The organism is Pseudomonas sp. 8209, from assembly GCF_028682105.1.
GTDB classification, from domain to species: domain Bacteria; phylum Pseudomonadota; class Gammaproteobacteria; order Pseudomonadales; family Pseudomonadaceae; genus Aquipseudomonas; species Aquipseudomonas palmensis.
This window is the reverse complement of the sequence record NZ_JANIAH010000002.1, coordinates 639,454-666,121: the sequence shown is the minus strand read 5'-3', so window position 1 is coordinate 666,121 and position 26,668 is coordinate 639,454. Positions and strand designations below refer to the sequence as shown.

General features: G+C 64.6%; 22 protein-coding genes. 15 read left to right on the top strand and 7 right to left on the bottom strand.

Annotation, left to right across the window (positions count from 1 at the left end):
* The first annotated feature begins 2 nt into the window (after positions 1-2).
* From pilW to NP552_RS06655, 9 genes are all read left to right on the top strand, one after another.
* Entirely contained in the window at positions 3-761 is a 759-nt protein-coding gene (gene pilW / locus NP552_RS06695) for a type IV pilus biogenesis/stability protein PilW (protein ID WP_043864471.1), read from the top strand.
* Positions 761-1,762, top strand: coding sequence for a RodZ domain-containing protein (locus NP552_RS06690; protein WP_274096571.1), 1,002 nt, complete (start codon positions 761-763; stop codon positions 1,760-1,762). The genes pilW and NP552_RS06690 overlap by 1 nt, the downstream gene beginning before the upstream one ends.
* A gap of 3 nt (positions 1,763-1,765) precedes the next feature.
* Positions 1,766-2,875: a flavodoxin-dependent (E)-4-hydroxy-3-methylbut-2-enyl-diphosphate synthase gene (gene ispG / locus NP552_RS06685; protein WP_043862521.1), complete on the top strand. Its 1,110-nt coding sequence runs from the start codon at positions 1,766-1,768 to the stop codon at positions 2,873-2,875.
* 28 nt (positions 2,876-2,903) lie between these two features.
* On the top strand, positions 2,904-4,193 hold the full coding sequence (gene hisS / locus NP552_RS06680; protein ID WP_054916601.1) for a histidine--tRNA ligase: 1,290 nt from the start codon (positions 2,904-2,906) through the stop codon (positions 4,191-4,193).
* Positions 4,194-4,232: 39 nt separating this feature from the next.
* Positions 4,233-4,874 carry a YfgM family protein gene (locus NP552_RS06675; RefSeq protein ID WP_043862519.1) on the top strand — a complete coding sequence of 214 codons (642 nt, stop codon included), beginning with the start codon at positions 4,233-4,235 and terminating at the stop codon, positions 4,872-4,874.
* Positions 4,867-6,018, top strand: coding sequence for an outer membrane protein assembly factor BamB (gene bamB, locus NP552_RS06670; protein WP_274096570.1), 1,152 nt, complete (start codon positions 4,867-4,869; stop codon positions 6,016-6,018). Before NP552_RS06675 ends, bamB begins: the two co-directional genes overlap by 8 nt.
* 117 nt (positions 6,019-6,135) lie before the next feature.
* Positions 6,136-7,599 carry a ribosome biogenesis GTPase Der gene (der, locus tag NP552_RS06665; RefSeq protein ID WP_043862517.1) on the top strand — a complete coding sequence of 488 codons (1,464 nt, stop codon included), beginning with the start codon at positions 6,136-6,138 and terminating at the stop codon, positions 7,597-7,599.
* Positions 7,600-7,744: 145 nt separating this feature from the next.
* Positions 7,745-8,893, top strand: coding sequence for a pyridoxal phosphate-dependent aminotransferase (locus NP552_RS06660; RefSeq protein WP_116052914.1), 1,149 nt, complete (start codon positions 7,745-7,747; stop codon positions 8,891-8,893).
* Entirely contained in the window at positions 8,881-9,672 is a 792-nt protein-coding gene (locus NP552_RS06655; protein ID WP_043862515.1) for an amidohydrolase, read from the top strand. The genes NP552_RS06660 and NP552_RS06655 overlap by 13 nt, the downstream gene beginning before the upstream one ends.
* A gap of 78 nt (positions 9,673-9,750) precedes the next feature.
* On the opposite strand, the gene NP552_RS06650 is transcribed toward NP552_RS06655, so the two are convergent.
* Together NP552_RS06650 and NP552_RS06645 are read right to left on the bottom strand one after the other, a co-directional pair.
* Positions 9,751-12,300, bottom strand: a complete 2,550-nt coding sequence (locus tag NP552_RS06650; RefSeq protein ID WP_274096569.1) for a sulfite reductase flavoprotein subunit alpha — start codon at positions 12,298-12,300, stop codon at positions 9,751-9,753.
* 106 nt (positions 12,301-12,406) lie between these two features.
* Positions 12,407-14,698: a TonB-dependent receptor gene (locus NP552_RS06645; protein ID WP_274096568.1), complete on the bottom strand. Its 2,292-nt coding sequence runs from the start codon at positions 14,696-14,698 to the stop codon at positions 12,407-12,409.
* 217 nt (positions 14,699-14,915) lie between these two features.
* Between NP552_RS06645 and NP552_RS06640 the strand changes: the two genes are divergently transcribed.
* The 3 genes from NP552_RS06640 (at position 14,916) to NP552_RS06630 (ending at position 16,973) form a co-directional block, all read left to right on the top strand.
* On the top strand, positions 14,916-15,596 hold the full coding sequence (locus NP552_RS06640; RefSeq protein WP_043862512.1) for a Fe2+-dependent dioxygenase: 681 nt from the start codon (positions 14,916-14,918) through the stop codon (positions 15,594-15,596).
* A gap of 3 nt (positions 15,597-15,599) precedes the next feature.
* Positions 15,600-16,382: a tetratricopeptide repeat protein gene (locus tag NP552_RS06635; RefSeq protein WP_274096567.1), complete on the top strand. Its 783-nt coding sequence runs from the start codon at positions 15,600-15,602 to the stop codon at positions 16,380-16,382.
* A gap of 111 nt (positions 16,383-16,493) precedes the next feature.
* Complete coding sequence (locus NP552_RS06630) at positions 16,494-16,973, top strand: hypothetical protein (RefSeq protein ID WP_274096566.1); 480 nt, start codon at positions 16,494-16,496, stop codon at positions 16,971-16,973.
* A gap of 66 nt (positions 16,974-17,039) precedes the next feature.
* Here NP552_RS06630 and NP552_RS06625 read toward each other — a convergent pair whose 3' ends face one another.
* Positions 17,040-18,203 carry a type III PLP-dependent enzyme gene (locus NP552_RS06625; RefSeq protein ID WP_043862509.1) on the bottom strand — a complete coding sequence of 388 codons (1,164 nt, stop codon included), beginning with the start codon at positions 18,201-18,203 and terminating at the stop codon, positions 17,040-17,042.
* A 621-nt stretch (positions 18,204-18,824) separates the two neighbouring features.
* On the opposite strand from NP552_RS06625, the gene NP552_RS06620 reads away from it, so the two are divergent.
* The 3 genes from NP552_RS06620 to NP552_RS06610 all read left to right on the top strand — a co-directional run bounded on the left by NP552_RS06620 (position 18,825) and on the right by NP552_RS06610 (position 22,839).
* Positions 18,825-19,313: an RNA polymerase sigma factor gene (locus NP552_RS06620; protein ID WP_043862508.1), complete on the top strand. Its 489-nt coding sequence runs from the start codon at positions 18,825-18,827 to the stop codon at positions 19,311-19,313.
* A gap of 17 nt (positions 19,314-19,330) precedes the next feature.
* Positions 19,331-20,305, top strand: coding sequence for a FecR family protein (locus NP552_RS06615; RefSeq protein WP_213606974.1), 975 nt, complete (start codon positions 19,331-19,333; stop codon positions 20,303-20,305).
* 107 nt (positions 20,306-20,412) lie between these two features.
* Complete coding sequence (locus NP552_RS06610; RefSeq protein WP_043862506.1) at positions 20,413-22,839, top strand: TonB-dependent siderophore receptor; 2,427 nt, start codon at positions 20,413-20,415, stop codon at positions 22,837-22,839.
* Positions 22,840-22,932: 93 nt separating this feature from the next.
* Here NP552_RS06610 and NP552_RS06605 read toward each other — a convergent pair whose 3' ends face one another.
* The 4 genes from NP552_RS06605 to NP552_RS06590 are packed head-to-tail and all read right to left on the bottom strand — an operon-like array spanning position 22,933 to position 26,370.
* Positions 22,933-24,087, bottom strand: coding sequence for an osmoprotectant ABC transporter ATP-binding protein OsmV (locus NP552_RS06605; protein WP_058541415.1), 1,155 nt, complete (start codon positions 24,085-24,087; stop codon positions 22,933-22,935).
* Complete coding sequence (locus tag NP552_RS06600; RefSeq protein WP_043862504.1) at positions 24,084-24,737, bottom strand: ABC transporter permease; 654 nt, start codon at positions 24,735-24,737, stop codon at positions 24,084-24,086. Before NP552_RS06600 ends, NP552_RS06605 begins: the two co-directional genes overlap by 4 nt.
* Positions 24,734-25,642, bottom strand: a complete 909-nt coding sequence (locus tag NP552_RS06595) for a glycine betaine ABC transporter substrate-binding protein (RefSeq protein ID WP_043862503.1) — start codon at positions 25,640-25,642, stop codon at positions 24,734-24,736. The genes NP552_RS06600 and NP552_RS06595 overlap by 4 nt, the downstream gene beginning before the upstream one ends.
* 14 nt (positions 25,643-25,656) lie before the next feature.
* Positions 25,657-26,370, bottom strand: coding sequence for an ABC transporter permease (locus NP552_RS06590; protein ID WP_054916398.1), 714 nt, complete (start codon positions 26,368-26,370; stop codon positions 25,657-25,659).
* Between the last annotated feature and the right edge of the window lie 298 nt (positions 26,371-26,668).

The window sequence follows — 26,668 nt, the reverse complement described above, 5'->3', positions numbered from 1 at the left end:
ACATGGGCCTGCGCGCCGCGCTGCCAACCCTGTTGCTGACGCTGCTTGCCGGCTGCGTCGGCAGCGGCAGTTCCGACCCGCTGCAAAGCGGCAAGGGGCGCGAAGAGGCACGCCAGGCCTATGTGCAACTGGGCCTGGGTTATTTGCAACAAGGTTTGACCGAACGCGCCAAGGTGCCGCTGAAAAAGGCCCTTGAACTGGACGCTCGCGACCCGGCAGCCAATGCCGCGCTGGCCCTGGTGTTCCAGCGCGAGGACGAGCCGGCGCTGGCCGAGGGGTATTACCGCAAGGCCCTGGCTGCCAACCCCGACGACCCCCGTATTCGCAACAATTTCGGCAGTTTCCTGTATGCACAGGGGCGCTATGCCCAGGCGCAGCAGATGTTTCGCCAAGCGGCGGCCGATACCCTGTATCCTGAACGCTCCCGGGTTTTCGAGAACCTTGGCCTGACCGCCATCAAGCTGGGTCAGCGCGAGCAGGCGCGTGAACACCTGCAAAAGGCTTTACGGCTCAACCAGCAGCAACCGCGCGCGTTGCTCGAAATGGCTGAGTTGTCTTACGAAGACAGGCATTATGTGCCGGCGCGCGACTACTACGATCGTTTCAGCCAGCTGAGCGATCACGGCCCCCGCAGCCTGCTGCTGGGTTCGCGCCTGGCAACTGTATTCGAAGAACCTGACAAGGCCGCCGAACTGGGCGTGCAATTACAACGACTTTATCCCGGTACGCCGGAATATCAGCAATACCTGTCGGAGCAATGATGAAAGCGGCGCATCCCGAAGTAGCAGCAGCGACTCGCCAGAATCCCGGTGAGACCTTGCGTCAGGCCCGTGAAAGCAAGGGCTTGTCGCAGGCCGAAGTGGCCCGCAAGCTCAACCTGACCGTGAGTTCCCTGAACAACCTTGAAACCGGCGCGTTCGACAAGCTGCCAGGGCATACCTTCGCCCGCGGCTATATCCGTGCCTACGCCAAGCTGTTCGAGATGGACCAGGCCGAACTGGTGCTGGCCTTCGACCAGGCCACCGGCAGCAATTCCCAGGGCAGCGACGTGCATGCGCTGGGGCGTATCGAAGAGCCGGTACGCCTGTCGCACAACATCCTGCGCATCGTCAGCCTGTTGCTGCTGATCCTGGTGATCGGCGGTGGCTTCTTCTGGTGGCAGGACCAGACCAGCCTGCGCGGCAAGGACCTGGCCAGCCTGGCCATGGAACACGTCGAGGTCGAGAGCGCCGACGGTACCACCCAGATCCACCCGCTGGACGAGCCTGAAGACCAGGCCGTGGCCGAAAGCCAGGAAGCGCCGGCTGCCAGCGCACCGGCCGAGCAGGCCCAGCCTGCCACCGACGAGGCTGCCGCACAGGCCCCGGCCGCCAGCAACCCGGCGCCAGCTGCGCCTGCCGCACCCGTAGCCCCGGCTCCCGTAGCGCCGGCCCCTGCGGCCAGCGCCCCGGCTGTGGCTGCCGCCCCTGCGCCTGCAAACCCCGCCACCCCCGCTGCGCCAGCGGCTGCACCGGCTGCCGGCAGCGCCTCGTTGCACATGCAGTTCGTTGCCGATTGCTGGACTTCGGTCACCGACGGCAACGGCAAGGTGCTGGTCAATGCCACCAAGCGCAAGGGCGAGACCCTCGAGCTGACCGGCAAGCCGCCGTTCGCGGTACGCCTGGGCTTTGCCCGTGGCGCACAGATCAGTTTCAACGGCCAGCCCGTCGACGTGGCGCCGTTCACCAGTGGCGAGACTGCTCGCCTGAAGTTGGGACAATAAGTCATGCACGGCGAATCTCCGATCAAACGTCGCGAATCGCGCAAAATCTGGGTAGGTAATGTGCCTGTCGGCGGCGATGCACCCATCGCCGTCCAGAGCATGACCAACACCGACACCAACGACGTCGATGCCACCGTCGCACAGATCACCCGCCTGGTGGATGCCGGCGTCGACATCGTGCGCGTCTCGGTACCGGACATGGACGCGGCCGAAGCCTTCGGCCGCATCAAGCAGCGGGTCAGCGTGCCGCTGGTGGCCGATATCCACTTCGACTACCGCATCGCCTTGCGCGTGGCCGAGCTGGGTGTGGACTGCCTGCGCATCAACCCCGGCAACATCGGCCGTGAAGACCGCGTGCGTGCGGTGGTGGATGCCGCGCGTGATCGCGGCATCCCTATCCGTATCGGCGTCAACGCCGGCTCCCTGGAAAAGGACCTGCAGAAGAAGTACGGCGAGCCCACCCCGGCGGCCCTGGTCGAGTCGGCCATGCGTCATGTGGAGCACCTCGATCGCCTGGACTTCCAGGACTTCAAGGTCAGCGTGAAGGCCTCCGACGTGTTCATGGCCGTCGAGGCCTATCGCCTGTTGGCCAAGCAGATCGTGCAGCCGCTGCACCTGGGCATCACCGAAGCCGGCGGCCTGCGCTCGGGCACGGTGAAATCGGCCGTGGGCCTCGGTATGCTGCTTGCCGAAGGGATTGGCGATACTATCCGCATCTCGCTTGCCGCCGACCCGGTCGAGGAAGTGAAGGTCGGCTACGACATCCTCAAGTCGCTGCACCTGCGTTCGCGTGGCATCAACTTCATCGCCTGCCCGAGCTGCTCGCGGCAGAACTTCGATGTGGTCAAGACCATGAACGAGCTCGAAGGGCGCCTCGAAGACCTGCTGGTACCGCTGGACGTGGCGGTGATCGGCTGTGTGGTCAACGGCCCCGGCGAAGCCAAGGAAGCCCACGTGGGGCTCACCGGCGGCACGCCGAACCTGATCTACATCGATGGCAAGCCGGCGCAGAAGCTGACCAATGACAACCTGGTGGATGAGCTGGAAAAACTCATCCGCCAGAAAGCGGCCGAGAAGGCCGAGGCCGACGCGGCAGTGATTGCCCGCGGTTGACCGACACCGATTTCGTTAAGGATTTACCGTGAGCAAATCGCTGCAAGCCATTCGTGGCATGAACGACATCCTGCCCGAGCAGACCCCGCTGTGGCGCTATTTCGAGAGCACCGTGGCTGGCCTGCTGGACACCTACGGCTATCGCCAGATCCGCACCCCGATCGTCGAGCCGACCGAGCTGTTCAAGCGTTCCATCGGTGAAGTGACCGACATCGTCGAAAAAGAGATGTACACCTTCGCCGACCGCAACGGCGACTCCCTGACCCTGCGCCCCGAAGGCACCGCCGCCTGCGTGCGCGCCGTGCTCGAGCACGGCATCAGCGGTGGTGGCCAGGTGCAGAAGCTCTGGTACATCGGCCAGATGTTCCGCCACGAGCGCCCGCAGAAGGGCCGCTATCGCCAGTTCCACCAGATCGGCCTGGAGGTGTTCAACCTCGATGGCCCGGACATCGACGCCGAGCTGATCGTGCTCACCTGGCGCCTGTGGGGCCTGCTGGGCATCCGCGATGCGGTCAAGCTCGAACTCAACAGCCTGGGCACCAGCGAAGCCCGTGGCCGTTACCGTGACGCGCTGGTCGAGTTCCTCTCGGCGCGCCTGGAGCAACTGGACGAAGACAGCCAACGTCGTCTCAAGACCAACCCGCTGCGCATCCTCGACAGCAAGGACGCCAACACCCAGGCGGCGCTGGTGGGTGCACCGAAGCTCGAAGACTACCTGGACGAAGAATCGCGCGTGCACTTCGAGGGCCTCAAGGCTCGTCTGGACGCCGCCGGCATTCCGTTCGTGATCAACACCAAGCTGGTGCGTGGCCTGGACTACTACAGCAAGACCGTGTTCGAGTGGGTCACCGACAAGCTCGGTTCCCAGGGCACCGTATGTGCCGGTGGCCGCTACGACGGCCTGGTCGAGCAGATGGGCGGCAAGCCGACCCCGGGCGTGGGTTTTGCCATGGGCATCGAGCGTCTGCTGCTGCTGATCGAGACCCTGGGCCAGGTGCCCGAGTCGATTTCGCGTCAGATCGACGTCTACCTGTGCGCCTTTGGCGAACAGGCCGAACTCGCCGGGCTGGCCCTGAGCGAGCGTCTGCGTGACCGCCTGCCGGGCTTGCGCCTGCAGGTCAATGCCGGTGGCGGCAGCTTCAAGAGCCAGTTCAAGAAGGCCGACAAGAGCAACGCTCTGTATGCCTTGATCCTGGGGGACGACGAACTGGCGCAACAAGTGGTAGGTTTCAAACCCCTGCGTGGTCAGGGCGAACAACAAAACATTGCCTGGGATGCTCTGGCCGAGCACCTGGAAGCTTCCCTCGCGCAGGCGTGAAGCGGGTCAACAGCCGATTTGGTGAAAAGGAGTATTGGGGTGTCGAGTAGCGATGATGAACAACTGGCCGCATTCAAGGATTGGTGGCAGCGCAACGGCAAACCACTGCTGACCGGTGGCCTGTTGGCGCTGGTGGTAGTGTTGGGCTGGCAGACCTGGCAGAAGTACCAGGGCAACCAGTCCCAAGGTGCTTCGAACCTATATCAGGCCCTGCTTGAAACCACCCTGACGCCGACCGGCCAGCCGGACATGGCCCAGGTCGCGGACCTGTCGGGCAAGCTCAAGAGCGAGTTCGGCGGCACGGCCTACGCGCAGTACGCCAGCCTGTTCGTGGCCAAGGTCGCGGTCGAGAGCGGCAAGCTCGACGACGCCGCCAGCGAACTGAAAAGCGTGCTCGACAAGCCGGCCGACGCCACCCTGGGCGAAATTGCCCGTCAGCGCCTGGCCCGTGTACTGGCCGCGCAGAACAAGGTCGATGACGCCCTGAAGCTGCTCGATGGCGATGCCGACAAGGCCTTCCTGGCCAGCCGTGAAGAACTCAAGGGCGACCTGCTGGTACAGCTGGGTCGCGCCGATGATGCTCACGCCGCGTATCAGAAGGCCAAGGCCGCGCTGTCGGATGACGCCGCGATCGGTGGCCTGCAACTCAAGCTCGACGACCTTGCCAAAGGGGATGCGTGACGTGATCGGTTGGAAACATGCAGCAGTGCTGGCCGTGGCCCTTCTGGCCGTTGGTTGCAGCAGCAACAGCAAAAAGGAACTGCCGCCGGCCGAGCTGACCAAGTTCACCGAAGAGGTGGTACTGAAGAAGCAGTGGAGCCGTTCGATCGGTGACGGCCAGGGCGAGAGCTTCAACATGCTCGTCCCGGCCATCGAGAACGACCGCATCTACGCCGCCGATGTGACCGGCGTGGTGATGGCGCTGGACCGCATGAACGGCGACGTGATCTGGAAGAAAGACCTCGACCTGCCGGTATCCGGTGCGGTGGGTGTCGGCTACGGCCTGGTCATGCTCGGCACCCTCAAGGGTGAACTGATCGCCATGGATGCCAGCACCGGCGAAGAAAAGTGGCGTGCGCGGGTCACCAGTGAAGTACTGGCGCCCCCGGCGACCAACGGTGACGTGGTGGTGGTGCAGACCCAGGACGATCGCGTGATCGGCCTGGATGCCAGCACCGGCGACCGCCGCTGGATCTACGAAAGCACCCCGGCCGTACTGACCCTGCGCGGTACCGGTGCGCCGATCGTGACCAACCGCCTGGCCGTGGCCGGCCTCTCGACCGGCAAGGTCGTGGCGCTGGACACCCAGAACGGCGTGCCGGTCTGGGAGCAACGTGTTGCCGTTCCGCAAGGGCGTTCCGAGCTTGACCGCGTGGTGGATATCGACGGCGGCCTGCTGCTGTCGGGCGGTGTGCTGTACGTGGCCAGCTACCAGGGGCGCGTCGCCGGCCTCGAGCTGGAAAGCGGTCGCGTGCTGTGGCAGCGCGATGCCTCCAGCTACGCCGGTGTGGCCCAGGGCTTTGGCAACGTCTACGTGAGCCTGGCGTCCGGTACGGTCGAAGGCATCGACGAGCGTTCTTCGTCGGCGCTGTGGAGCAACGACTCGCTGGCCCGTCGCCAGCTGTCGGCACCGGAAGTGTTCTCCAGCTACGTGGCCGTGGGTGACCTGGAAGGTTACCTGCACCTGCTGAGCCAGGTGGACGGCCGCTTCGTGGGTCGCGAGCGCATCGACAGCGATGGCCTGCGTGCACGCCCGCTGGTGGTAGGTGACATGATTTATGTGTTTGGCAACAGCGGCAAACTCGAGGCGCTGACCATTCGCTGAGTCTATGCTTGAGGCCTGCGGGCCTCGGGCTGCGGCGCCTTCGGGGCGCCGCCCGAACTCCGGCCGCTGCACTGCAGCGGCCTTTGTATTTTTTGAATTCAAGCAGTGGAGAGCCGCATGGTTCCCGTAATCGCCCTGGTGGGCCGACCGAACGTCGGCAAATCTACAATGTTCAACCGCCTGACCAGGACCCGCGATGCCATCGTTGGCGACCTGTCTGGCCTGACCCGTGACCGTCAATATGGCGAGGCGCGCTGGCAAGGGCGCTCCTACATCCTGGTCGACACCGGTGGTATCTCCGGTGACGAACATGGCATGGACGAAAAAATGGCCGAGCAGTCGCTGCTGGCCATCGAAGAAGCCGATGTGGTGCTGTTCCTGGTCGATGCCCGTGCCGGTCTGACCGCTGCCGACCAGATGATTTCCGAGCACCTGCGCAAGCGCAACAAGCGCTCGTTCCTGGTGGCCAACAAGATCGACAACATCGACCCGAACACCGCCATTGCCGAGTTCGCCCCCCTGGGTATGGGCAACGCCATCGGCGTGGCCGGCGCCCAGGGCCGTGGCGTGAACAACCTGCTCGAGGCTGTGCTCAGCGACTTCCCGCGGGACAAGGAAGAAGAAGAGATCGACATGAACGTCGCCGAGGGCGAGGAAGCCGTGCGCATTCCTGGCCCCAGCGAGAAGGATGGCATCAAGATCGCCATCATCGGTCGCCCCAACGTCGGCAAGTCGACCCTGGTCAACCGCATGCTCGGTGAAGACCGTGTGATCGTGTACGACCAGCCCGGCACTACCCGCGACAGCATCTACATTCCCTTCGAGCGCAATGACGAGAAGTACACGCTGATCGACACCGCCGGTGTGCGCAAGCGCGGCAAGATCCACGAGGAAGTCGAAAAGTTCTCGGTGGTCAAGACCCTGCAGGCGATCAAGGACGCCAACGTGGTGATCTTCGTCATGGATGCCCGCGAAGGCGTGGTGGACCACGACCTGAACCTGCTGGGCTTCGCCCTGGAAGCCGGTCGCGCCATCGTGATCGCGCTCAACAAGTGGGATGGCATGCAGCCGGGCGAGCGTGACTACGTGAAGACCGAGCTGGAACGACGGCTGTTTTTCGTCGACTTCGCCGACATTCACTTCATTTCGGCACTGCACGGCACTGGCGTGGGCAACCTGTACCAGTCGGTGCAGAACTCGTTCAAGTCGGCGGTCACCCGCTGGCCGACCAGCCGCCTGACCCAGATCCTCGAAGACGCGGTCAGCGAGCACCAGCCGCCGATGGTCAACAGCCGTCGCATCAAGCTGCGCTATGCCCACCTGGGGGGTGCCAACCCGCCGATCATCGTGATCCACGGCAACCAGGTGGAGAAGGTGCCCAAGTCCTACTCGCGCTACCTGGAAAACACCTACCGCCGTGTGCTCAAGCTGGTCGGTACGCCGATTCGCATCGAGTACAAGGGTGGCGAGAACCCGTACGAAGGCAACAAGAACACCCTGACCGACCGCCAGGTCAACAAGAAGCGCCGCCTGATGTCGCACCACAAGAAGTCGGCCAAGAAGCGCAAGGACAAGCGCTGATGGTGCGGGAGCCGGCCTTGCCGGCGAAATGGGCAGCGCGGATCAACTGAACCGCGCTTACCCTTTCGCCAGCAACGCTGGCTCCTACAACCTGGCGGTCCAATCCGCTATGCTCGGAGCCTGACCGCGCAGGAAAGAGGGCTCCATGATCAGCAGCAAGTTGCCGAACGTCGGCACCACCATCTTTACCACCATGTCCCAGCTCGCCGTGCAAACCGGCGCCCTGAACCTGTCCCAGGGCTTTCCCGATTTCAACGGCCCGCAAGCGCTGCTGGACGCGGTAGGGCGGCACATCAGTGCCGGCCACAACCAGTATTCCCCCATGACCGGCCTGCCGGCCCTGCGTCAGCAGGTAGCGGCCAAGGTCGCTCGCCAGTATGGCGTGACGGTCGATGCCGACCACGAGGTGACCATCACCCCCGGCGCTACGGCCGCGATCTTCTGCGCCATCCACGCGGTGATCCGCCCCGGCGACGAAGTCATCGTCTTCGACCCCTGCTACGACAGCTACGAACCCGCCGTGGAACTGGCCGGTGGCCGTTGCGTGCACGTGCAACTGGGCGCCGACAGCTTTGCCATCGACTGGCAGAAACTCAGCGATGCGCTGAGCCCGCGTACCCGCATGATCGTCATCAACTCGCCGCACAACCCCAGCGGCGCGCTGATTACCCGTGCCGAGCTGGACCAGCTGGCGGCGCTGATCGCCGACCGTGACATCTATGTGCTCAGCGACGAGGTGTACGAGCACCTGGTGTACGACGGCGCGCGCCACGCCAGCGTGCTGGCCCACGAGGCCCTGTACGCGCGGGCCTTCGTGGTCAGTTCGTTCGGCAAGACCTACCACGTGACCGGCTGGAAGACCGGCTATGTGATCGCGCCGCCAGCCCTGAGTGCCGAGTTGCGCAAGGTGCATCAGTACGTCAACTTCTGCGGCGTGACGCCGCTGCAGTGGGCGCTGGCCGATTTCATGGCCGAGCACCCGGAACATGTCGAAGAGCTGCCGGCGTTCTACCAGGCCAAGCGCGACCTGTTCTGTGGCCTGCTGCAAGGCTCTCGCTTCCAGTTCAAGCCGGTGGCCGGTACGTATTTCCAGCTGGTGGACTATTCGGCGATTCGCCCGGACCTCGACGACGTGCAGATGTCGGTATGGCTGACCCGCGAACACGGCGTGGCGACCATTCCGGTGTCGGTGTTCTACCAGCAACCCATTCCCGAGCAGCGCCTGGTGCGCCTGTGTTTCGCCAAACGCGAGGAGACGCTGCGTCAGGCAGCGGAAAAACTATGCGCGATCTGAGTACATTGCCCAACCTGACCGTGGCGCTGGTGCAGACCAGCCTGGCCTGGCAGGACCGCATGGCCAACTACGAGCATTTCGAGGTGCTGCTGGAGCAGGCCCGCGGCGCGGACCTGATCATCCTGCCGGAGATGTTCACCACCGGTTTTTCGATGGACTCCGAAAGCCTGGCCGAGCCGGAAAACGGCCCCACCTACAAATGGCTCAAGAGCCAGGCCAGGAAGCTCGATGCCGTGGTGACCGGCAGCGTGATCATCCAGGCCGAGGACGGCAGCCACCGCAACCGCCTGCTGTGGGCGCGCCCGGACGGCGAGATCCTGTTCTACGACAAGCGCCACCTGTTCCGCATGGCCGGCGAGCACAAGCACTACACCCCCGGCGAGCGCCAGGTGCAGTTCGAGCTCAAGGGGTGGCGGGTGCGCCCGCTGATCTGCTACGACCTGCGCTTCCCGGTGTGGAGCCGTGATGCACAGGACACCGACCTGCTGCTGTACACCGCCAACTGGCCGGCGGCGCGGCGACTGCACTGGAACCGCCTGCTGCCGGCACGGGGCATCGAGAACCTGTGCTACGTGGCGGCGGTGAACCGCGTGGGCACCGATGGCAAGGGCTTTGGTTACAGCGGCGACAGCCAGGTGCTGGACTTCCAGGGCGAGAGCCTGCTCAGTGCCGGCGAGGCCGACGGCGTGTTCACCGTGGTGCTGAGTGCGGCGGACCTGGCTGCGTACCGCACGCGGTTTCCGGCCAACCTGGATGCCGATACCTTCGACCTGCACTGACCCCTTCGCCGGCAAGGCCGGCGCCTACGGGCATCCACCAGCCCCGTAGGCGCCGGCCTTGCCGGCAAAGAGTGACGCTCAATACACATCCCGCCGGTACCGCCCCAGCTCGATCAACTGCTCAAGCTCTTCAGCCCCCAGCACCTCGGCCAGCACCGCATCCACACCCGCCGCCATGCCTTCAAGGCTGCCACAGATATAGATCGACGCTCCCTCCGCCAGCCATCGGCGCAGCTCATCAGCCTGTTCGCGCAGCCGATCCTGCACATACACCTTCTGCGCCTGATCCCGCGAGAACGCCAGATCCAGCCGCGCCAGTTCACCACTTGCCAGCCAGCCCTGCAGTTCCTCCTCGCACAGGAAGTCATGCGCCCGGTTACGCTCGCCAAACAGCAGCCAGTTGCGTTGCTCGCCGTCCACGATTCGCGCCCTCAGCAGGCTGCGCAACCCGGCCAGCCCGGTACCGTTGCCGATCAGGATCATCGGTGCCGGAGCCGTCGGCAGATGGAAACCGCTGTTGCGGCGCAACCGCACGCTCACGCTCGCGCCCAGCGCCAGGTGTTCGGTCAACCAGCCCGAGCCCAGGCCCAGCGTGCCGTCCGGATGACGCTCCTGGCGCACGATCAGCTCCAGCACACCGTCACTGGCAATCGAGGCGATGGAGTATTCGCGCGCTGCCACCGGGATCAACGCATCCACCAGCGCCTGCGCGTGCAGGCCGATCAGGTGGCCGCGGCTGGCCGGCAACAGCCGCCCGCCCAGTGCATGGTCCAGGCGCTCCTCCAGGCCGTCCACACGCACAAGCGTGTGAGGCTCAAGGCCAAGCCCGTCGAGCAACGCCTTGACCGTCGAACCGGCATTGCGCGGCAGTACATCGACCAGGTCCCCGGCATCCCAGCGCTCTGGCTGCGACGGTTGCAGACCGAGCAGGTACACCGGTGCGCCCTGGCTGCCGGGGTTGAGCAGCTCGCGTCGGGTCAAGGTCCAGGCGCTGAACTGCGGCGGCTGCCAGGCAGACAGCGGCGCTGCGCCGGTCAATGCCGCCAACTGCTGCTGCCATTGCTGCAAGGCAGCAGGATCTGCACTGTCGACTTCCACGGCAGAGAAACTGGCGGTGGCGCCGCGAGCCTCCAGCCAGTGCTGCAAGCTGCGCGCAAACCCGCAGAAATGCGGGTACTGGCGGTCACCCAGTGCGAGCAGGGCGTAGTTCAGGTTACCCAGCGTCCACGGCTGGCCAAGCACCTTGCGCTCGAAGCCGCGGGCGCTGTCCGGCGCCTCGCCGTCGCCAAAGGTGCTGACCACGAACAGCGCGCGTTGCGCCTGCTGCAGATCGGTTTCGGTCAGCGTCGCCAGGGGCTGCACGCGAACCGCCAGGCCCGCCGCCTGCAGTTGCCCGGCGCTCTGCCAGGCCAGTTGTTCGGCGAAGCCGCTCTGGCTGGCAAACCCCACCAGCCATCCGTTGCCTGTGTCGCCGGTCGGGTTCAGGCCCTTGCGGGCCTCGCGTACCTGGCGCTTCTTGCGCCTGCGGTCCAGGTACAGCAGCCAGCCGGTGATGAAGAACAGCGGCATGCTCAGGCTGGCGAGGGTCACCAGGATGCGCCCGGTGAGCCCGAAGTAGCTGCCCACATGCAGGGCATACACGCTGGCCAGCAGCTGCGCCTTGAACGACTTGTCGGCGTAGCGATCGTGCTGGCGTACCACGCCGGTGGCCGGGTCCAGGCTCAGGGTGTTGAGCGCGCGCTCGTGCTCGGCGTTGTCGAGCAGGTAGAACAGGGTGGCGGGCTGGCCGCCGGCCGGTGGCAGGCGCAGGTTATAGGTGCGCAGGCCCGGGCCGGCCGCTGCCTGCAGGCTGGTCCAGATGGCGTCGTAGTCCACCACCAGCGGCGCCGCATCCTTGCCGGGTGCGGGCGGGCGGCCACGGCCTTCGCCGCGCTTGCGCTGTTCGCCAGCGGCCGGTGCATCGCCCAGCAACCGGTTCAGCCCCTCGCGGTACCACTCGTAGGACCAGAACAACCCGGTCAGGGCAAACAGCAGGTAGAACAGCAGGCACCAGGTACCGGCCACCGCGTGCAGGTCCCAGTTGAAGACACGACCTTTCTTCGCCCAGTCCAGGGTCAGCCAGGTTCGCCAGTTCAGCGCCTGACGCGGCCAGCGCAGGTACAGCCCCGACAGGCAGAAGAAGATCAGCATCAGGGTACAGGCGCCGGTGATCTGCCGGCCGGTGTCGCCCATGGCGAGGAAGCGGTGCAACTGCAGCATCAGGTCGAAGAACCCCTGGCCACTGACCGGGGGCTGCAGCTTGCCGGTGTAGGGGTCGGCATAGCGCAGGGTGCCGCGGCGCTCGCCCGGCGGTGGGGTGAAGAAGATGCGCGCAGCTTCGTCGCTGCGCACGTTCACCCACAGCATCGACACCTTGTCGCCCTGTTCGGCCTCGACGCGGCGCACCAGTTCGGCCGGCGGCAGCACGCCTTCGTCGCGCACCTGCACCTTGAGCACCTGTGGGTTGAACAGGCGCAGCAATTCGTCCTGGAACGACCAGGTTGCCCCGGTCACTCCCATCAGCGCCAGCACCAGCCCGGCGGTGATGCCGAAGAACCAGTGCAGTTGAAACAGGCTTTTCTTCACCACATCGACCACCTTGTGTTGCGGGTTGCGTGAATGCGCCGCGCATTATGCCTTGATACACAAAGGCCCCGATCACCGAAGTGAACGGGGCCGGGCCTGCCAGCTGCCGTCAGAAGTGGAAGCTGGTGGTCAGCAGCGCCGTGCGACCGGCCGCCTGGTTGGCGTAGTGCGCCGCGTAGGCCTTGTCGTAGTAGACCTCGTTGGTGAGGTTCTGCACGTTCAGCTGCAGGTCGACGTTCTTGGTCAGCTTGTAGCTGGCCATGGCGTCGTAGCGCCAGTACGAATCGACCATCACGCTGTTGGTCACGTTGCCGAACACGTCGTCGACGTAGAAGGCACCACCGCCGAGGGTGAGTTTTGGCGTGACGTTGTAGGTGGTCCACAGGGTCAGGCTGTTGTTCGGCGTGTTGGGCATCTGGTTGCCGTCGTTGTAGCCGTCCACCAGCACACCGCCGACCGACTGCGCGCCACCGTCGACCAGCTTGGCGTCCATGTAGGTGTAGCCGGCGAACACCTGCCAGTCATTGGTCAGCTTGCCGGTGGCGGTCAGCTCCAGGCCATCGACGCGGCTCTTGCCGGCGTTCTGGTAGGTGTTGGCATCGACCAGTACGCGGGCGTTTTCCTTCTCGGTGCGGAAGATCGCGGCGGTCAGGTTCAGACGCTGATCGAGAAGGTCCCACTTGGTGCCGATTTCGTAGTTGGTGGTCTCTTCGGCCTTCAGGTCGCTGGTGGTGGTCGGCGTCAGCAGCGGGTTGCCGTCGCTGCCTTCACCCAGCGAAGCGCCGGCCGGGGTGGCCGAGGTCGCATACGAGATGTACACGCTGCCGTTGTCGGTCGGCTTCCAGGTCAGGCCCAGCTGGCCGGTCACGAACTCGCTGGTGTCTTCGGTCTTGAAGCTGGTCGCACCGCCCGCCACCTTGGTCTTGGCCTTGGTGTCGAAGTGGTCGTAGCGCAGGCCCATGGTCAGCAGCCAGGCCGGGTTCAGCTCCAGGGTATCGGTCAGGTAGATGGCGCGGGTGCTGCTGGTGGTGTCGGCGCCGGCATCGGTACGGGTCACGTCGCCGCCCCAGGCCTCGTTCGGGTTGGGATTGGGGAACGAGGTGCACACACCCGGGATCTGGCCGGTGGCCGAAGAGCAGTTGCCGGAACGGAAGCCGGTGATGTCGTAGCCTTCCTTGGTGGAGGCCTCGCGGCTCAGCTCGATACCGGTGGAGAAGGTGTTCTTGAACCCGCCGATGTACACCTCGCCGAACAGGTCGGTCTGGTTGGTGGTGGTGCGGGTGTTGGCCACGCGGTTGTTCGGGCGGCGCCAGACTTCACCGTTGAGGATGTTGCCCTTGCTGTCGTCGGGCTGGCTGTAGATGAAGTCTTGCAGGGTGTTGCCGTGGCGCAGGGTGTTCTTGAGGGTCAGCGCATCGTTCAGGTCGTGCTCGACGGCGATGGTCGCGATATCGGCACGGGTCTTGTAGAAGTCGCGATCGACCAGGCCGTAGTAGTTGCTGCTGCGGCCGCCATCGTCAGGCTTGTCCGGGTTGGCCGAGGTGCGCCCGGCGGTGCTGCCCGAGCGCAGGCCGTAGGGGATGCCCGAATCCGGCAGGTCGTCGCTCTCCACGTGGTAGTAGTCCAGGCTCACGCGGGTCGGGGTACCCAGGCCGAACACCAGGGACGGGGCCACGCCCCAGCGGTCGTAGTTGACCTCGTCGCGACCGGCCACGTTGCTTTCGTGGCTCATCAGGTTCAGGCGAAACGCTGCGGTGTCGAGGAACTGGTAGTTGCCATCGAAGGTGTAGCGCTTGGTCTGGTCCGAGCCCCAGGTGAAGGCACCGTCGGTGCTGTTGCCCAGGTGGGCCTTCTTGGTCACCAGGTTGATGGTGCCACCGGCTGCACCGCGCCCGCCGATGGTCGAGTTGGGGCCCTTGGCCACTTCAACCGATTCGATGGCGAAGATCTCGCGGGTCTGCGAGCCCACGTCACGCACGCCGTCCAGGTACATCGAGCCTTGCGAGTCGAAGCCGCGAATGAACGGGCGATCGCCCGACGGGTTGCCGCCTTCGCCGGCGCCCATGGTGATGCCCGGCACGGTACGCAGGGCATCCTGCAGGGTCAGGGCGTTGGTGTCCTTGATGACCTGTTGCGGCACCACGGTCACGCTGCGCGGGATGTCCACCAGCGGCGCCGTGTACTTCTGCGATGAGGACTTCTCGACCTTGTAGTCGGTGCTGGCAGTATCGGCCTGGCCATTGATGCTGGTGGCATCCAGCGCGATCGAGCCGCTTGTGGCCGGGGCTGCGTCGGCCGCACAGGCCAGGTGGCCGGCGGACGTGGCGCTCAACGCGACCCCGATGGCAGAAGCAAGCAGGCGTGGTGAACTGACAGCGGTAGGCACGTAATGGCGCGACATCGGAAGGTCCCCAAGGTGTGAAGGCGCCGAAATATAATGTAAACAAATATGAGTAACAATTGAGATCAATTGCTATTCGTGATGAATTTACATTCTTTACACCTTTGTGTGGCGGTTTATGCCTGCTGAAACGTCCCGCCCCTCGCAAGGGGCTTGTACTGGCTCAATAAGAATCAATACCATTGACGCCCTTTAGCCGACCCCTGGTGCCTGCGCCATGCTTTTACACATTCCCGGCCTGTTCACCCGCGAAGAAGTGCAGCGTATTCGCCAGGCGCTGGAGCAGGCCGATTGGGCCGACGGCAAGATCACCGCGGGCTACCAGTCGGCCAAGGCCAAGCACAACCTGCAGCTGCCCGAGGCGCACCCGCTGGCCAAGGAAATCGGCAGCGCGATGATCGAGCGCCTGTGGAGCAACCCGCGCTTCATGTCGGCGGCGCTGCCGTTCAAGGTGTTCCCACCGTTGGTCAACTGCTACCGCGAAGGGGGCAGCTTCGGCTTTCACATCGACAACGCCATCCGCCAGCCGCGTGGCAGCCATGAGCGGGTACGTACCGACCTGTCGTCGACGCTGTTCTTCAGCGACCCCGACGAATACGACGGTGGCGAGCTGGAGATCCAGGACACCTATGGCCTGCAGCAGGTCAAGCTGGCGGCAGGCGACATGGTGCTGTACCCCGGCACCAGCCTGCACAAGGTCAACCCGGTAACCCGCGGGGCGCGCTATGCGGCGTTTTTCTGGACCCAGAGCATGGTGCGCGAGGACAGCCAGCGGGCCTTGCTGTTCGAGATGGACAACGCCATCCAGCAGCTCACGGTGGATGTGCCCGACCACCCGTCGCTGATTCAGCTCACCGGCACCTACCACAACCTGCTGCGCCGCTGGGCAGAGGTCTGAGCCGTGACCTTCAGCCTGCGTCGTGAAGAACAGGTCGATATCGACCAGTTGCATCAACTCATCGAACACAACCCGGGCAAGGCGGCCCAGGCCCTGCTGGCGGCTGCCGCGCAGAACGTTGTCGAGGCCCAGCTGCTGCTGGGGCAGATCCTGCTCGACGGGCGTGGCATCGAGCAGGACCCGGCACTGGCGCGGACCTGGTTCGGCATTGCCGCCCGCCAGGGCAGTGCGATGGGGCACAACATGCTCGGGCGCTGCCTGGAGCATGGGTGGGGAGGGCAGGCCGACCTGGCGGCGGCGGCCGGTCACTACCGTGCGGCCGCTGCCGCAGGGCTGGACTGGGGTCAGTACAACCTGGCCAACCTGCTGGCCACGGGGCGGGGTGTGGGCCAGGACCATGCTGCGGCCCTGCACCTGTATCAGCAGGCCGCCCACGCCGGCCACGCCAAGTCGATGAACCTGCTGGGACGTTACCTGGAGCAGGGGCTGGCCTGCGCGGCCGACCGGCACGCCGCCATGCACTGGTATCGTCTTTCTGCCGAGGCCGGCGATTTTCGCGGGCAGTTCAGCCATGCGGCGATCCTCGCCGAGCAAGGCCACATGGAGCAGTCGCTGGTGTGGCTGCAAAAGGCCCTGGAGCAGGGTAACGGCAACTTCCTGCGTGCTGCAGTGGCCAGCCTGGAGCAGGCCCAGCAGCCGCAGATCCAGGCGATGGCGGGGGCCTATCGGCAGCGTCTGGAGCAGGTGTCGCGGCAGGCCACGGAAAGCCTTCACTCTCGGGTTTAGCCTGCCGCCTTTCTATGCTCGATCACTCCCATGCTTCTCAAGGAAGATCGACCATGAACAGCCACCACCGTCTTGCCAGTCACCCGGGCCTTGCCTGCGCAGGGGGTCGCCATGAGTGACACCTGGAATTTCTCGTTCATCGCCAGCCTCTACTCGGTGACACCGGGCCACAAGGGCCGTATCGGTATCAGCTTGGTCGAAGGCGGCATCGACAACGATGGCTGGTTGCAGGTGATGACCGACACCCGGTTCATCAAGCCGGTCAATTTTCGTTTCGACTACGTCTCCCACACCGACCGGCGCATTACCTACAACATCTCCAGCTCTTCGGATACCGGGTTCTATCGGGGTGCGGCAGTGGGCAAGAACTTCAATCACTATGTGGGCCTGTTCCCGGGGGGTACCAGCGAGCCCTGGCTGGTCAAGCCCTTGGGGGAGTGGGGCGACCATGACGTGCTGCGACTGAAGCTCTATGACACCTACGAGTGCAGCATCGGCAACTACCGTCACTCCGACGGCATGGATTACCTGAATGTGATCAGCGGGGAGAACCTCGAGTTCGAGGCACATGTACTGCGTGTGCTGAGCTGACCGCGTGGGCCCATGAAAAAAGGCGACGGTTGCAACCGTCGCCTTTCGTGTGCAACTGACCCGTGGTTACAGGTAGTACGCCTTCAGCGGCGGAAAGCCGTTGAACTCCACCGCGCTGTAGCTGGTGGTGTAGGCGCCGGTCGACAGCCAGTACAGGCGGTCACCGATGGCCAGGTTCAGCGGCAGGCCGTACTTGTAGTGTTCGTACATGATGTCGGCGCTGTCGCAGGTCGGGCCGGCGATCACCACCTCTTCCATCTCGCCTTTCTTCTCGGTCCAGATCGGGAACTTGATCGACTCGTCCATGGTTTCGATCAGGCCGGAGAACTTGCCCACGTCGGTGTATACCCAGCGCTCCACGGCGGTACGCGACTTGCGCGCCACCAGCACCACTTCGCTGACCAGGATGCCGGCGTTGGCGATCAGCGAGCGGCCAGGCTCCAGGATGATTTCCGGCAGGTCGTCGCCGAAGTCTTCCTTGAGAAAGCGAATGATCTCTTCGGCGTAGGTTTCCAGGCTGTTGGTACGGGTGATGTAGTTGGCCGGAAAGCCACCACCCATGTTGATCAGCTTGAGCACGATGCCGTCTTCTTCCTTCAGGCGCTCGAAGATCACCTTGACCTTGGCGATGGCCGCATCCCACACGCTGATGTCGCGCTGCTGCGAACCCACGTGGAAGGAAATGCCGTAAGGCACCAGGCCCAGGTCGCGGGCCAGGATCAGCAGGTCCATGGCCATGTCGGTCTGGCAGCCGAACTTGCGCGACAGCGGCCAGTCGGCGGTGGTGGAGCCTTCGGTAAGGATGCGTACATACACTTTCGAGCCCGGTGCGGCCTTGGCGATATTGCGCAGGTCGGCTTCGGAGTCGGTGGCGTACAGGCGCACGCCCTTCTCGTAGAAGTAGCGGATGTCCTTGGATTTCTTGATGGTGTTGCCGTAGCTGATGCGCTCCGGGCCGATGCCGCGGGCCATTACCTTGTCCAGCTCGTAGATCGAGGCGATGTCGAAGTTCGAGCCCTTGTCCTTGAGCAGGTCGATGATTTCGACCGCAGGGTTGGCCTTGACCGCGTAGTACACCTTGGCGAATTCGAAACCGGCGCGCAGGTCGTCATAGGCCTTGCTGATCATGGCCGTGTCGATGAGCACGAACGGGGTTTCTTGCTTGTCGGCGAACGCCTTCATTTTGTTGAAGGTATCGCGTGCGAAGTAGTCTTCGACCTGGATCGACATGCTGGGGGACTCCATGGGCAAACTGAATGAATAAGTGGCTGCAACTGAGCGCCCTCCGTATCCCCACTTTGGTTCGCCTACTTCCCAAGGCATGTCGCCGAAAGCAAAAAGGTCAACCGGGTCGCAGAAGCTGCGCAGCGGGTGACCTTGCTGTCTCGTCGTCAGTACTTGAGCCGGATGGATCGTTTCCAGCATGGACGCTCGGCGCGAACTTTAGGACCTGAAGGATTCAAGATCAACAAAAAATCTCGCGTTTTTTCGCTACGCTGACGCACGTTGCAGACACCCCTCGTTTTAACCGACCCGGATGACAGGCAGATGTTCCCGAAGTTTTGCGAAGCGTTAAAAATAACCGCACGTTCGCAGCTTTTGCAGGCCAACTCAGCTAAAACAACGATGGCGTCAACTTCGGCGACGATGGCCCCAAAAGGTTGGGCAAGCGCACGCAAACAGCTTGAACGGGCAGGGCACGGGCACCGTTCGCAGCGGGGCGTGTGTGCATAATTTTTAGCCGCTCGCATGGGCGCTGTTGCAGGGCAATCGCTCGGCGGTGATTGCCGGGTTTAATAAGAAACATTACTATTCGCAACCTCCCTCCCGCCTAGCGACGACCCCCGCACCGTGTCTCGACACAAAGGCTTCCTCGACCACTACCATGAGCTGATCGGCACCTGGACACGCAAGCTGCGCAGTCGTCAGCAGGCCGAGGACCTCGCGCACGATGCCTTTGTGCGGGTGCTGGAAAACCCCGCCCTGCCAGTCGAGCAGCCGCGCGCCTATCTGCACCAGACGGCACGCAACATTGCCGTGGACGGCTACCGGCGCGAAGACCGGCGCCAGGCCCTGGAGCAGGAAGGGCTGGACCTGTCGCCCACCCCGGGCGATGACCCCGAGGCCTATGTGCATGCACTGGAGCTGGCCGACAGCGTGGAACGCGCCCTGGCCGAGTTGCCGCTCAACTGCCGCAAGGTGTTCATCTGGCAGAAGCTCGAAGGCCTGACCCAGGCCGAGATCGCCGAGCGCATGGGCTTGACCAAGAACATGGTCGAAAAGTATATGATCCGCACGCTCCGGCATCTGCGTGAGCACCTGGATGTGTCAACGAGATGAGTCAGGCAAATGTTTTCATGAATCAGGGCACATGCCCCTGCGGCGATGACGCCGTGCGCGAGCAGGCCGCCGAATGGTTCGCCCGTGGCCGCGATGCGCCCCTGACGCCCCAGCAGCAGGCGCAACTGCATGCCTGGCTGGCGCAGCACCCCCAGCATAAATATGAGTACGACCTGCTCGGGCGCCTGTGGGGCGCGGCCGACCTGCTGCCGCGCGAGCGCCTGCAGGCCTTGTGTGCGCCCGACCCGGTGCGCCAGCTGCCGCGTCGACGCCTGTTGCGCCAGGCCCTGGCAGCCAGTGTGGTGGCGGTCGCGGCAGGGCTTGGCTGGTTCGGCTGGCAGCAGCACCAGCTCAATTACCAGGGCCAGATGCAGACCGGCCTGGGCGAGCGTCGCCAGCTCGACCTGCCCGATGGCTCGCGCCTGGAGCTCAACGGCCGCACGCGGGTGCAGGTGAGTTTCAGTGCCGGGCAGCGGGACATTCGCCTGGAGCAGGGCGAGGTGATGTTCAGCGTTGCCCATGATACGGCCCGCCCCTTCGTGGTCAGCACCGGCCATGGCAAGGTCACGGTCACCGGTACGCGCTTCGATGTGCGCCGCGACAGCGAGCAGACCCGCGTGGCGGTCGAGCAGGGTTCGGTGCGCGTGCAGGGCGACGGCCAGGCGCAGGCGCTGCTGAGCGCCGGCCTCGGTTCGCACATCGATGCCCATGGCGCGGTGGCAGCGCCCTATACGGTGGACGCCGCCGCGTTGACCGCCTGGCGCGGCGGCAAACTGGTGTTCAACGATGTGCCGCTGGGCGAGGTGGTGCGCGAGGTGTCGCGCTACCGCGAACACCCGCTGCGCGTGGCCCCCGGCAAAACGGCGGCGCTGCGCCTCAGCAGCAGCTTCAGCACCGATGACACCGACGCCCTGCTGCGCGCCTTGCCCAGCATCCTGCCGGTGGCCATCAAGGCCCATGCCGATGGCTCGCAAGAAATAATCGCAAAATAGATTCAGGTTTTTTTCGCGTTGTTCGTCTTCCTGCCCAACTGCAACTGCCAAGCATTTTCATTCGCAGGCGGTGGCCGATTTTCTGACCCTCAGGACTTCTCGACGACGTGAACAACAACAAGGTTTCCAAACGCTGGCTGCCGCTGGCACTGGCATTGGCCGTCAGCGGCGGCATCGCCAACAGCTACGCCGATTCGGCACCCACCAGCATCCAGATCCAGGCCCAGCCGCTGGCCGCGGCACTGGGCCAGCTGGGCCGGCAGACATCGCTGCAACTGTTCTTCAGCCCCGACCTGGTGGCCGGCAAGCAGGCCCCGGCGGTGTCCGGCAACCTGGCCCCTGAACAGGCGCTGCAGGCCCTGCTGCAGGGCAGCGGGCTGACCTACGAGATTTCCCAGGGCACCGTGGTGCTGCACGCAGCGCAGCCAGTGAGCACGGCGCCCGGCACCCTGGAGCTGGCGCCTACCGACATCAGCATGGTCGGCGACTGGCTGGGCGACGCCCAGGAAAGCGTGGTGCAGAACCACCCCGGTGCGCGCACCGTGGTACGCCGTGAAGCCATGGTCGAGCAGGGCGCGCTGAGCGTGCGCGACGTGCTGCGCGGGGTGCCGGGTGTGCAGGTGCAGGACTCCAACGGCACCGGCGGCAGCGACATCGCGCTGAACGTCGGCGTGCGCGGGCTCACCTCGCGCCTGTCGCCGCGTTCCACGGTGCTGATCGACGGCATTCCCGCCGCATTCGCCCCGTATGGCCAGCCGCAGTTGTCGATGGCGCCGATTTCCTCGGGCAACCTGGACAGCATCGACGTGGTGCGCGGCGCAGGCTCGGTGCGCTATGGGCCGCAGAACGTCGGCGGGGTGATCAACTTCGTCACCCGAGCCATCCCCGAGAAGGCCACCGGCGAGCTGGGCACCACGATCCAGACCTCGCGTCATGGCGGCTGGAAGCACATCGAGTCGGCCTTCCTTGGCGGCACCGCCGACAATGGCCTGGGTGCGGCGTTGCTGTACTCCGGGGTCAAGGGCAATGGCTACCGCAGCAGCAACAACAGCAACGACATCGACGACGTGCTGTTCAAGACCCACTGGGCGCTGACCGACCGTGACGAGCTGTCGCTGAACTTCCATTACTACGATGGCAAGGCCGACATGCCCGGCGGCCTGACCCAGGCCCAGTTCGACAAGAACCCCTACCAGTCCGACCGCGACCACGACAACTTCACCGGTCGGCGCAAGGATGTCTCGCTCAAGTACCTGCGCCAGATCGACGACGTGACCCAGTTCGAGGTGCAGACCTACTACACCGACAGCTTCCGTGGCAGCAGCATTGCCGCGCGCGACCAGCAGACGCTGTCGTCGTACCCGCGCAGTTACCACACCTTTGCCGTCGAGCCGCGCCTGTCGCGGGTGTTCGTCACCGGCCCGGCCACCCAGGAGGTCAGCGTCGGTTATCGCTACCTCAAGGAAGCCATGCACGAGCAGGCCACGCGCCTGGCGCTGATCGACAACGTGCCCACCGTGACCCCGGAATCCGACGGCCACGTGTACCAGGACCGTACCGGCGGCACCGAGGCCAGCGCCTACTACATCGACAACAAGATCGACGTGGGCAACTGGACCATCACCCCGGGCGTGCGTTTCGAGCACATCAACACCGACTGGAACGATCGCCCGGTCATGGGCCTGGGCAACAAGCCGGTGGTGGCCAAGAGCCGCAGCGTGACCAGCAACGAACCGCTGCCGGCATTGAGTGTGATGTATCACCTGTCCGATGCGTGGAAGCTGTTCGCCAACTACGAGACCTCGTTCGGCAGCCTGCAGTACTTCCAGCTGGGCCAGGGCGGGCAGGGCGACCAGACCGCCAACGGCCTGCAGGCCGAGAAGGCCAAGACCTACGAGATCGGCACGCGCTATGACAACGGCAACTGGGGCGGCGAGCTGACCGCGTTCTACATCGACTTCGATGACGAGCTGCAGTACATCAGCAACGACGTGGGCTGGACCAACCTGGGCGCGACCAAGCACCAGGGCATCGAGGCCTCGATGCACTACGACCTGGCAGGGCTGGACCCGCGTCTGCAGGGCTTGAGCGCGAACGCCGGCTTCACCTACACCCGCGCCACCTATGAAGGGGCGATCCCGGGCTTCGAAGGGCGCGACCTGCCGTTCTACTCACGACAGATCGCCAATGCCGGGCTGCGTTACCAGGTGGACCGCTGGACCTGGAATGTGGACGCCTATGCGCAATCCAAACAGCGTGCTCCGGGTACCGGCATGACCAGCAAAGGTGCCTTCACCGGCGACTACATCACCGAACCGACGGCTGATGGGCAGTATGGCGACATTCCGGGGTATGTGACCTGGAGTGCGCGGGGCGGGTATGACTTTGGTGCGCAGCTGTCGAACCTGAAGCTGGCGGCGGGGGTGAAGAACATCTTCGACAAGCAGTTCTTCACCCGTTCCAGCGACAACAATTCGGGGATCTACCTGGGCGAGCCGCGCACGTTCTATGTGCAGGCCAGTGTAGGGTTCTGACAACGCCTTCGCTACGCCGATCACACAGGCCATGGCCTGCCGGACCGGCGTTGTCAGCCTTGTCTGTTCGGCAGTAGATCGCGGTGGAGCTATTCAGGCCACCGCCTCAGCCGGCGACACGATGCTGGTCTTCATGCCCCGCGAACGCCCCGAACTCAGGTACGCGGCAATCGATTCCTGGGTGACCTCGCCCAGGAACACGTTCTCGGCGTCCAGCACCGGCAACCACGAACGGTTGAACTCGTACATGCGCGACAGCAGGATGCGCAGGTGCTCGTCATGCGCGGCGGTGGCGTTGAACGTGCGCAGGAAGTCCGCGCAGGTGCCCTGCTGACGGTGCAGGTCGCGCCGGCGCACATAGCCCATCGCCTTGTTCTGGCCATCGGTGACCACCACGTAGCGACGGTCATGTTCGTCCATCAGCTCCAGCGCATCGGCCACCGACGTCTCGGGGCTCACCGATGGCGCGTTGTCCGCCGCATCCTCGGCACGCACCAGCAGCAGGCGCTTGAGGGTGCTGTCCTGGCCCACGAAGTTGCTCACGAAGTCATCTGCCGGGTGCGCCAGCAAGGTGTCGGGGTGGTCGATCTGGATCAGCTTGCCGGCGCGGAAGATGGCGATCTTGTCGCCCAGCTTGATCGCCTCGTCGATGTCGTGGCTGACCATGATCACGGTCTTGTTCAATGCACGCTGCATCTCGAAGAACTCGTTCTGGATCATCTCGCGGTTGATCGGGTCGACCGCACCGAACGGCTCGTCCATCAGCAGCAGCGGCGCATCCGCCGCCAGCGCGCGGATCACGCCGATACGCTGCTGCTGGCCACCGGACAGTTCACGCGGGTAGCGGTGCAGGTACTGCTTGGGCTCGAGCTTGATCATGCTCATCAGCTCGCGGGCCCGCTCGTGGCACTTGTGCTTGTCCCAACCGAGCAGGCGCGGCACCACGGTGATGTTCTCCTCGATGGTCATGTTGGGGAACAGGCCGATCTGCTGGATCACATAGCCGATGGTGCGACGCAGCGTCACCGCGTCCAGGTCGGTGGTGTCTTCGCCATTGATCAGCACCTTGCCCGAGGTGGGCGCGATCAGGCGGTTGATCATCTTGAGGGTGGTGCTCTTGCCGCATCCGGACGGGCCGAGGAACACGCAGATCTCGCCTTCGTTGACCGTCAGGCTTACCGAGTCGACGGCCTTTACGTCCTTGCCGTTGCTGTGGAAGGTCTTGCACAGGTTCTGAAGTTCGATCATTTGAGCAGTCCTTTTGGAGTCAGCGAGCGTTGCAGGGCTTGCAGCAGCAGGTCGGCGAAGATGGCCAGCAGGCTCACCAGCACGGCGCCGACCAGCAGCATCGACATGTCGCTGCGGCTGATGGAGGTCAGGATAAGTACGCCAAGGCCACCGGCACCGATGGTCGCGGCAATGGTCATCACGCCGATGTTCATCACCACGGCGGTGCGTACACCGGCCAGAATCACCGGCACCGCAATCGGCAGCTCGACCATGCGCAGGCGCTGGCCGAAGGTCATGCCGATGCCGCGGGCGGCTTCGCGTATGCCGGGCTCGACGTTGGTCAGCGCCAGGTAGGTGTTGCGCAGAATCGGCAGCAGTGAATACAGAAACACTGCGGTGATCGCCGGCAACGGGCCCAGGCCCTGGCCGAACTTGGAATAGAACGGCAGCAGCAGGCCGAACAGGGCGATCGACGGCACGGTCAGCAGCACCGTGGCGCTGGCCTGCAGAGGCCCGGCAAGCACCGGAAAGCGGGTCATCAGGATGCCCAGCGGTACGCCGATCAGAATGGCCAGGGTGACCGCGATGCCGACCAGGGTGATGTGCTCCCAGGTCAGTTGCAGCACCTGGGCCCAGTCCAGGTGGGCGAAGGTATCAAGCAGACTCATGGTTGCTCCTCGGCAGGTGGATGCTGGCGCAGGTAGGCGGCGGCGACTTTGCTCGGGCTCTGGTGCTCGACGTCCACCTTGGCATTGAGCTGGCGCATGGTCTCGTCATCCAGTTGCTCGGCCAGCGGCTTGAGCAGGCCGGCCAGTTGCGGATGGGCGTCGAGTACGGCCTGGCGCACCACCGGGGCGGCGGTGTAGTCGGGGAAGTAGTGCAGGTCGTCGTCCAGCAGCTTGAGGTCGAAGGCGCTCAGGCGCCCGTCGGTGGTGTACACCAGCCCGCTGAACACCTGGCCGTTGCGCAGCGCGGTGTACACCAGCCCGGCGTCCATCTGGCGGATGTCGCGGCGGGTGAACTGCAGGTCGTAGGTCTGGGTCAGGCCCACCAGGCCGTCGGGGCGGTTGGCGAACTCGGTGTCCAGCGCCAGTACATGGCTGCGGTCGGGCTCGTCGCGCAGCACCTGATTGAGCTGGCTGATGGTGTTGACCTGCGGGTACTGCTCGGCGATGTTGCGCGGCAGCGCCAGGGCATAGGTGTTGCTGAACTTCGAGGGTGCCAGCCACACCAGGCCCTTCTTCGCGTCCAACTGCTTGACCCGGGCGTAGGTGGCCTCGGCGCTGTCCATGCGTTCGTCGATATGGTTGTAGGACACCAGCGACACGCCGGTGTATTCCCACACCATGTCCAGTTGGCCGCTTTCCTGCGCGCTGCGCGCCAGGGTGCTGCCCAGGCCGCCGGTGATGCGCACGTCGAAGCCGTGGCTGCGCAGGTACTGCGCGGTGATTTCGGCCAGCACGGTCTGTTCGGTGAACACCCGCGCGCCGAGGCGGATCAGGGGTTTGTCGGCGGCCTGGGCGAATCCTGCGAACAGCAGGGCCGCACCCAGCAACAAGGCGATTCTTTTCATGGGGGTTCCTTCGCTTAGTTGGCCAGGCCGCGTTCGAGCCAGCGGCGACTGCATTGGCTGACCAGCGCATCGAGCAGCAGGGCGAGCAAGGCCGTGGTGGCGGCGCCCAGCAACAGTTGCGGCTGGTTGTTAAGGGCGATGCCGGGGAAGATCAGGCTGCCCAGGCTGTTGGCGCCGATCAGGAACGACAGCGGCGCGGTACCCACGTTGATTGCCAGTGCCACTCGAACGCCGCCGACGATGATCGGTACCGCATTGGGCAGCTCGACCCGCCACAGCGTCTGACGCGGGGTCATGCCGATGCCGGTGGCGGCTTCCTTGAGCGAGGCGGGGACGTTTTTCAGGCCTTCGTAGGTGTTGCGCACGATGGGCAGCAGGGAGGCGAGGAACAGCGCGAAGATTGCCGGGCCTGCGCCGATGCCCAGAAAGCTCAGGGCGATGGCCAGAACGGCCAGGGGGGGAACGGTGTTGCCAATGTTGAAGATCTGCATGAAGCGTTCGGCGCGGTCGACCCGGTGCGGTCGACTCAAGGCAATGCCGGCGGGGATACCCACGGCCAGCGCCGCCACCATCGAGCACGCCACCAGCATCAGGTGCGCTTGCAGGTAGAACCACAGATCGGCGCGGTAGTGCGCGATCGTATCGATGCCGATCCAGTGGATCAGCAGGGCCAGGATGACGAGCGCGGCGGCCCATCCCATCAGCCCCTTGCCATAGCGTTTAGCCACAGGCGGACTCCTTTTTTTGTCGGCGGGCACACTCCCGTGGCGGCTGCCGGTCCAGGCAGCAGGCAGTGTGATCGCGATAAGCAGCGGGTCGCTCCGGTAGAGCGGAACACGCCATGAGCGCAGCCTCGTCAGGCGCATGTTGCCGATGAAACCCACCCTGACGAACGGTTGAAAACCGTATACGTAACATCTCGTAACAGGGCAGTGGACGTCTCCGCAGTCGCAAAGGTTCCCATCCGAAGCGGCATTTGGCCAGCGCAGATCGACCCAGTGGTTCAGTTAGGGGGTGAGTTTGGGC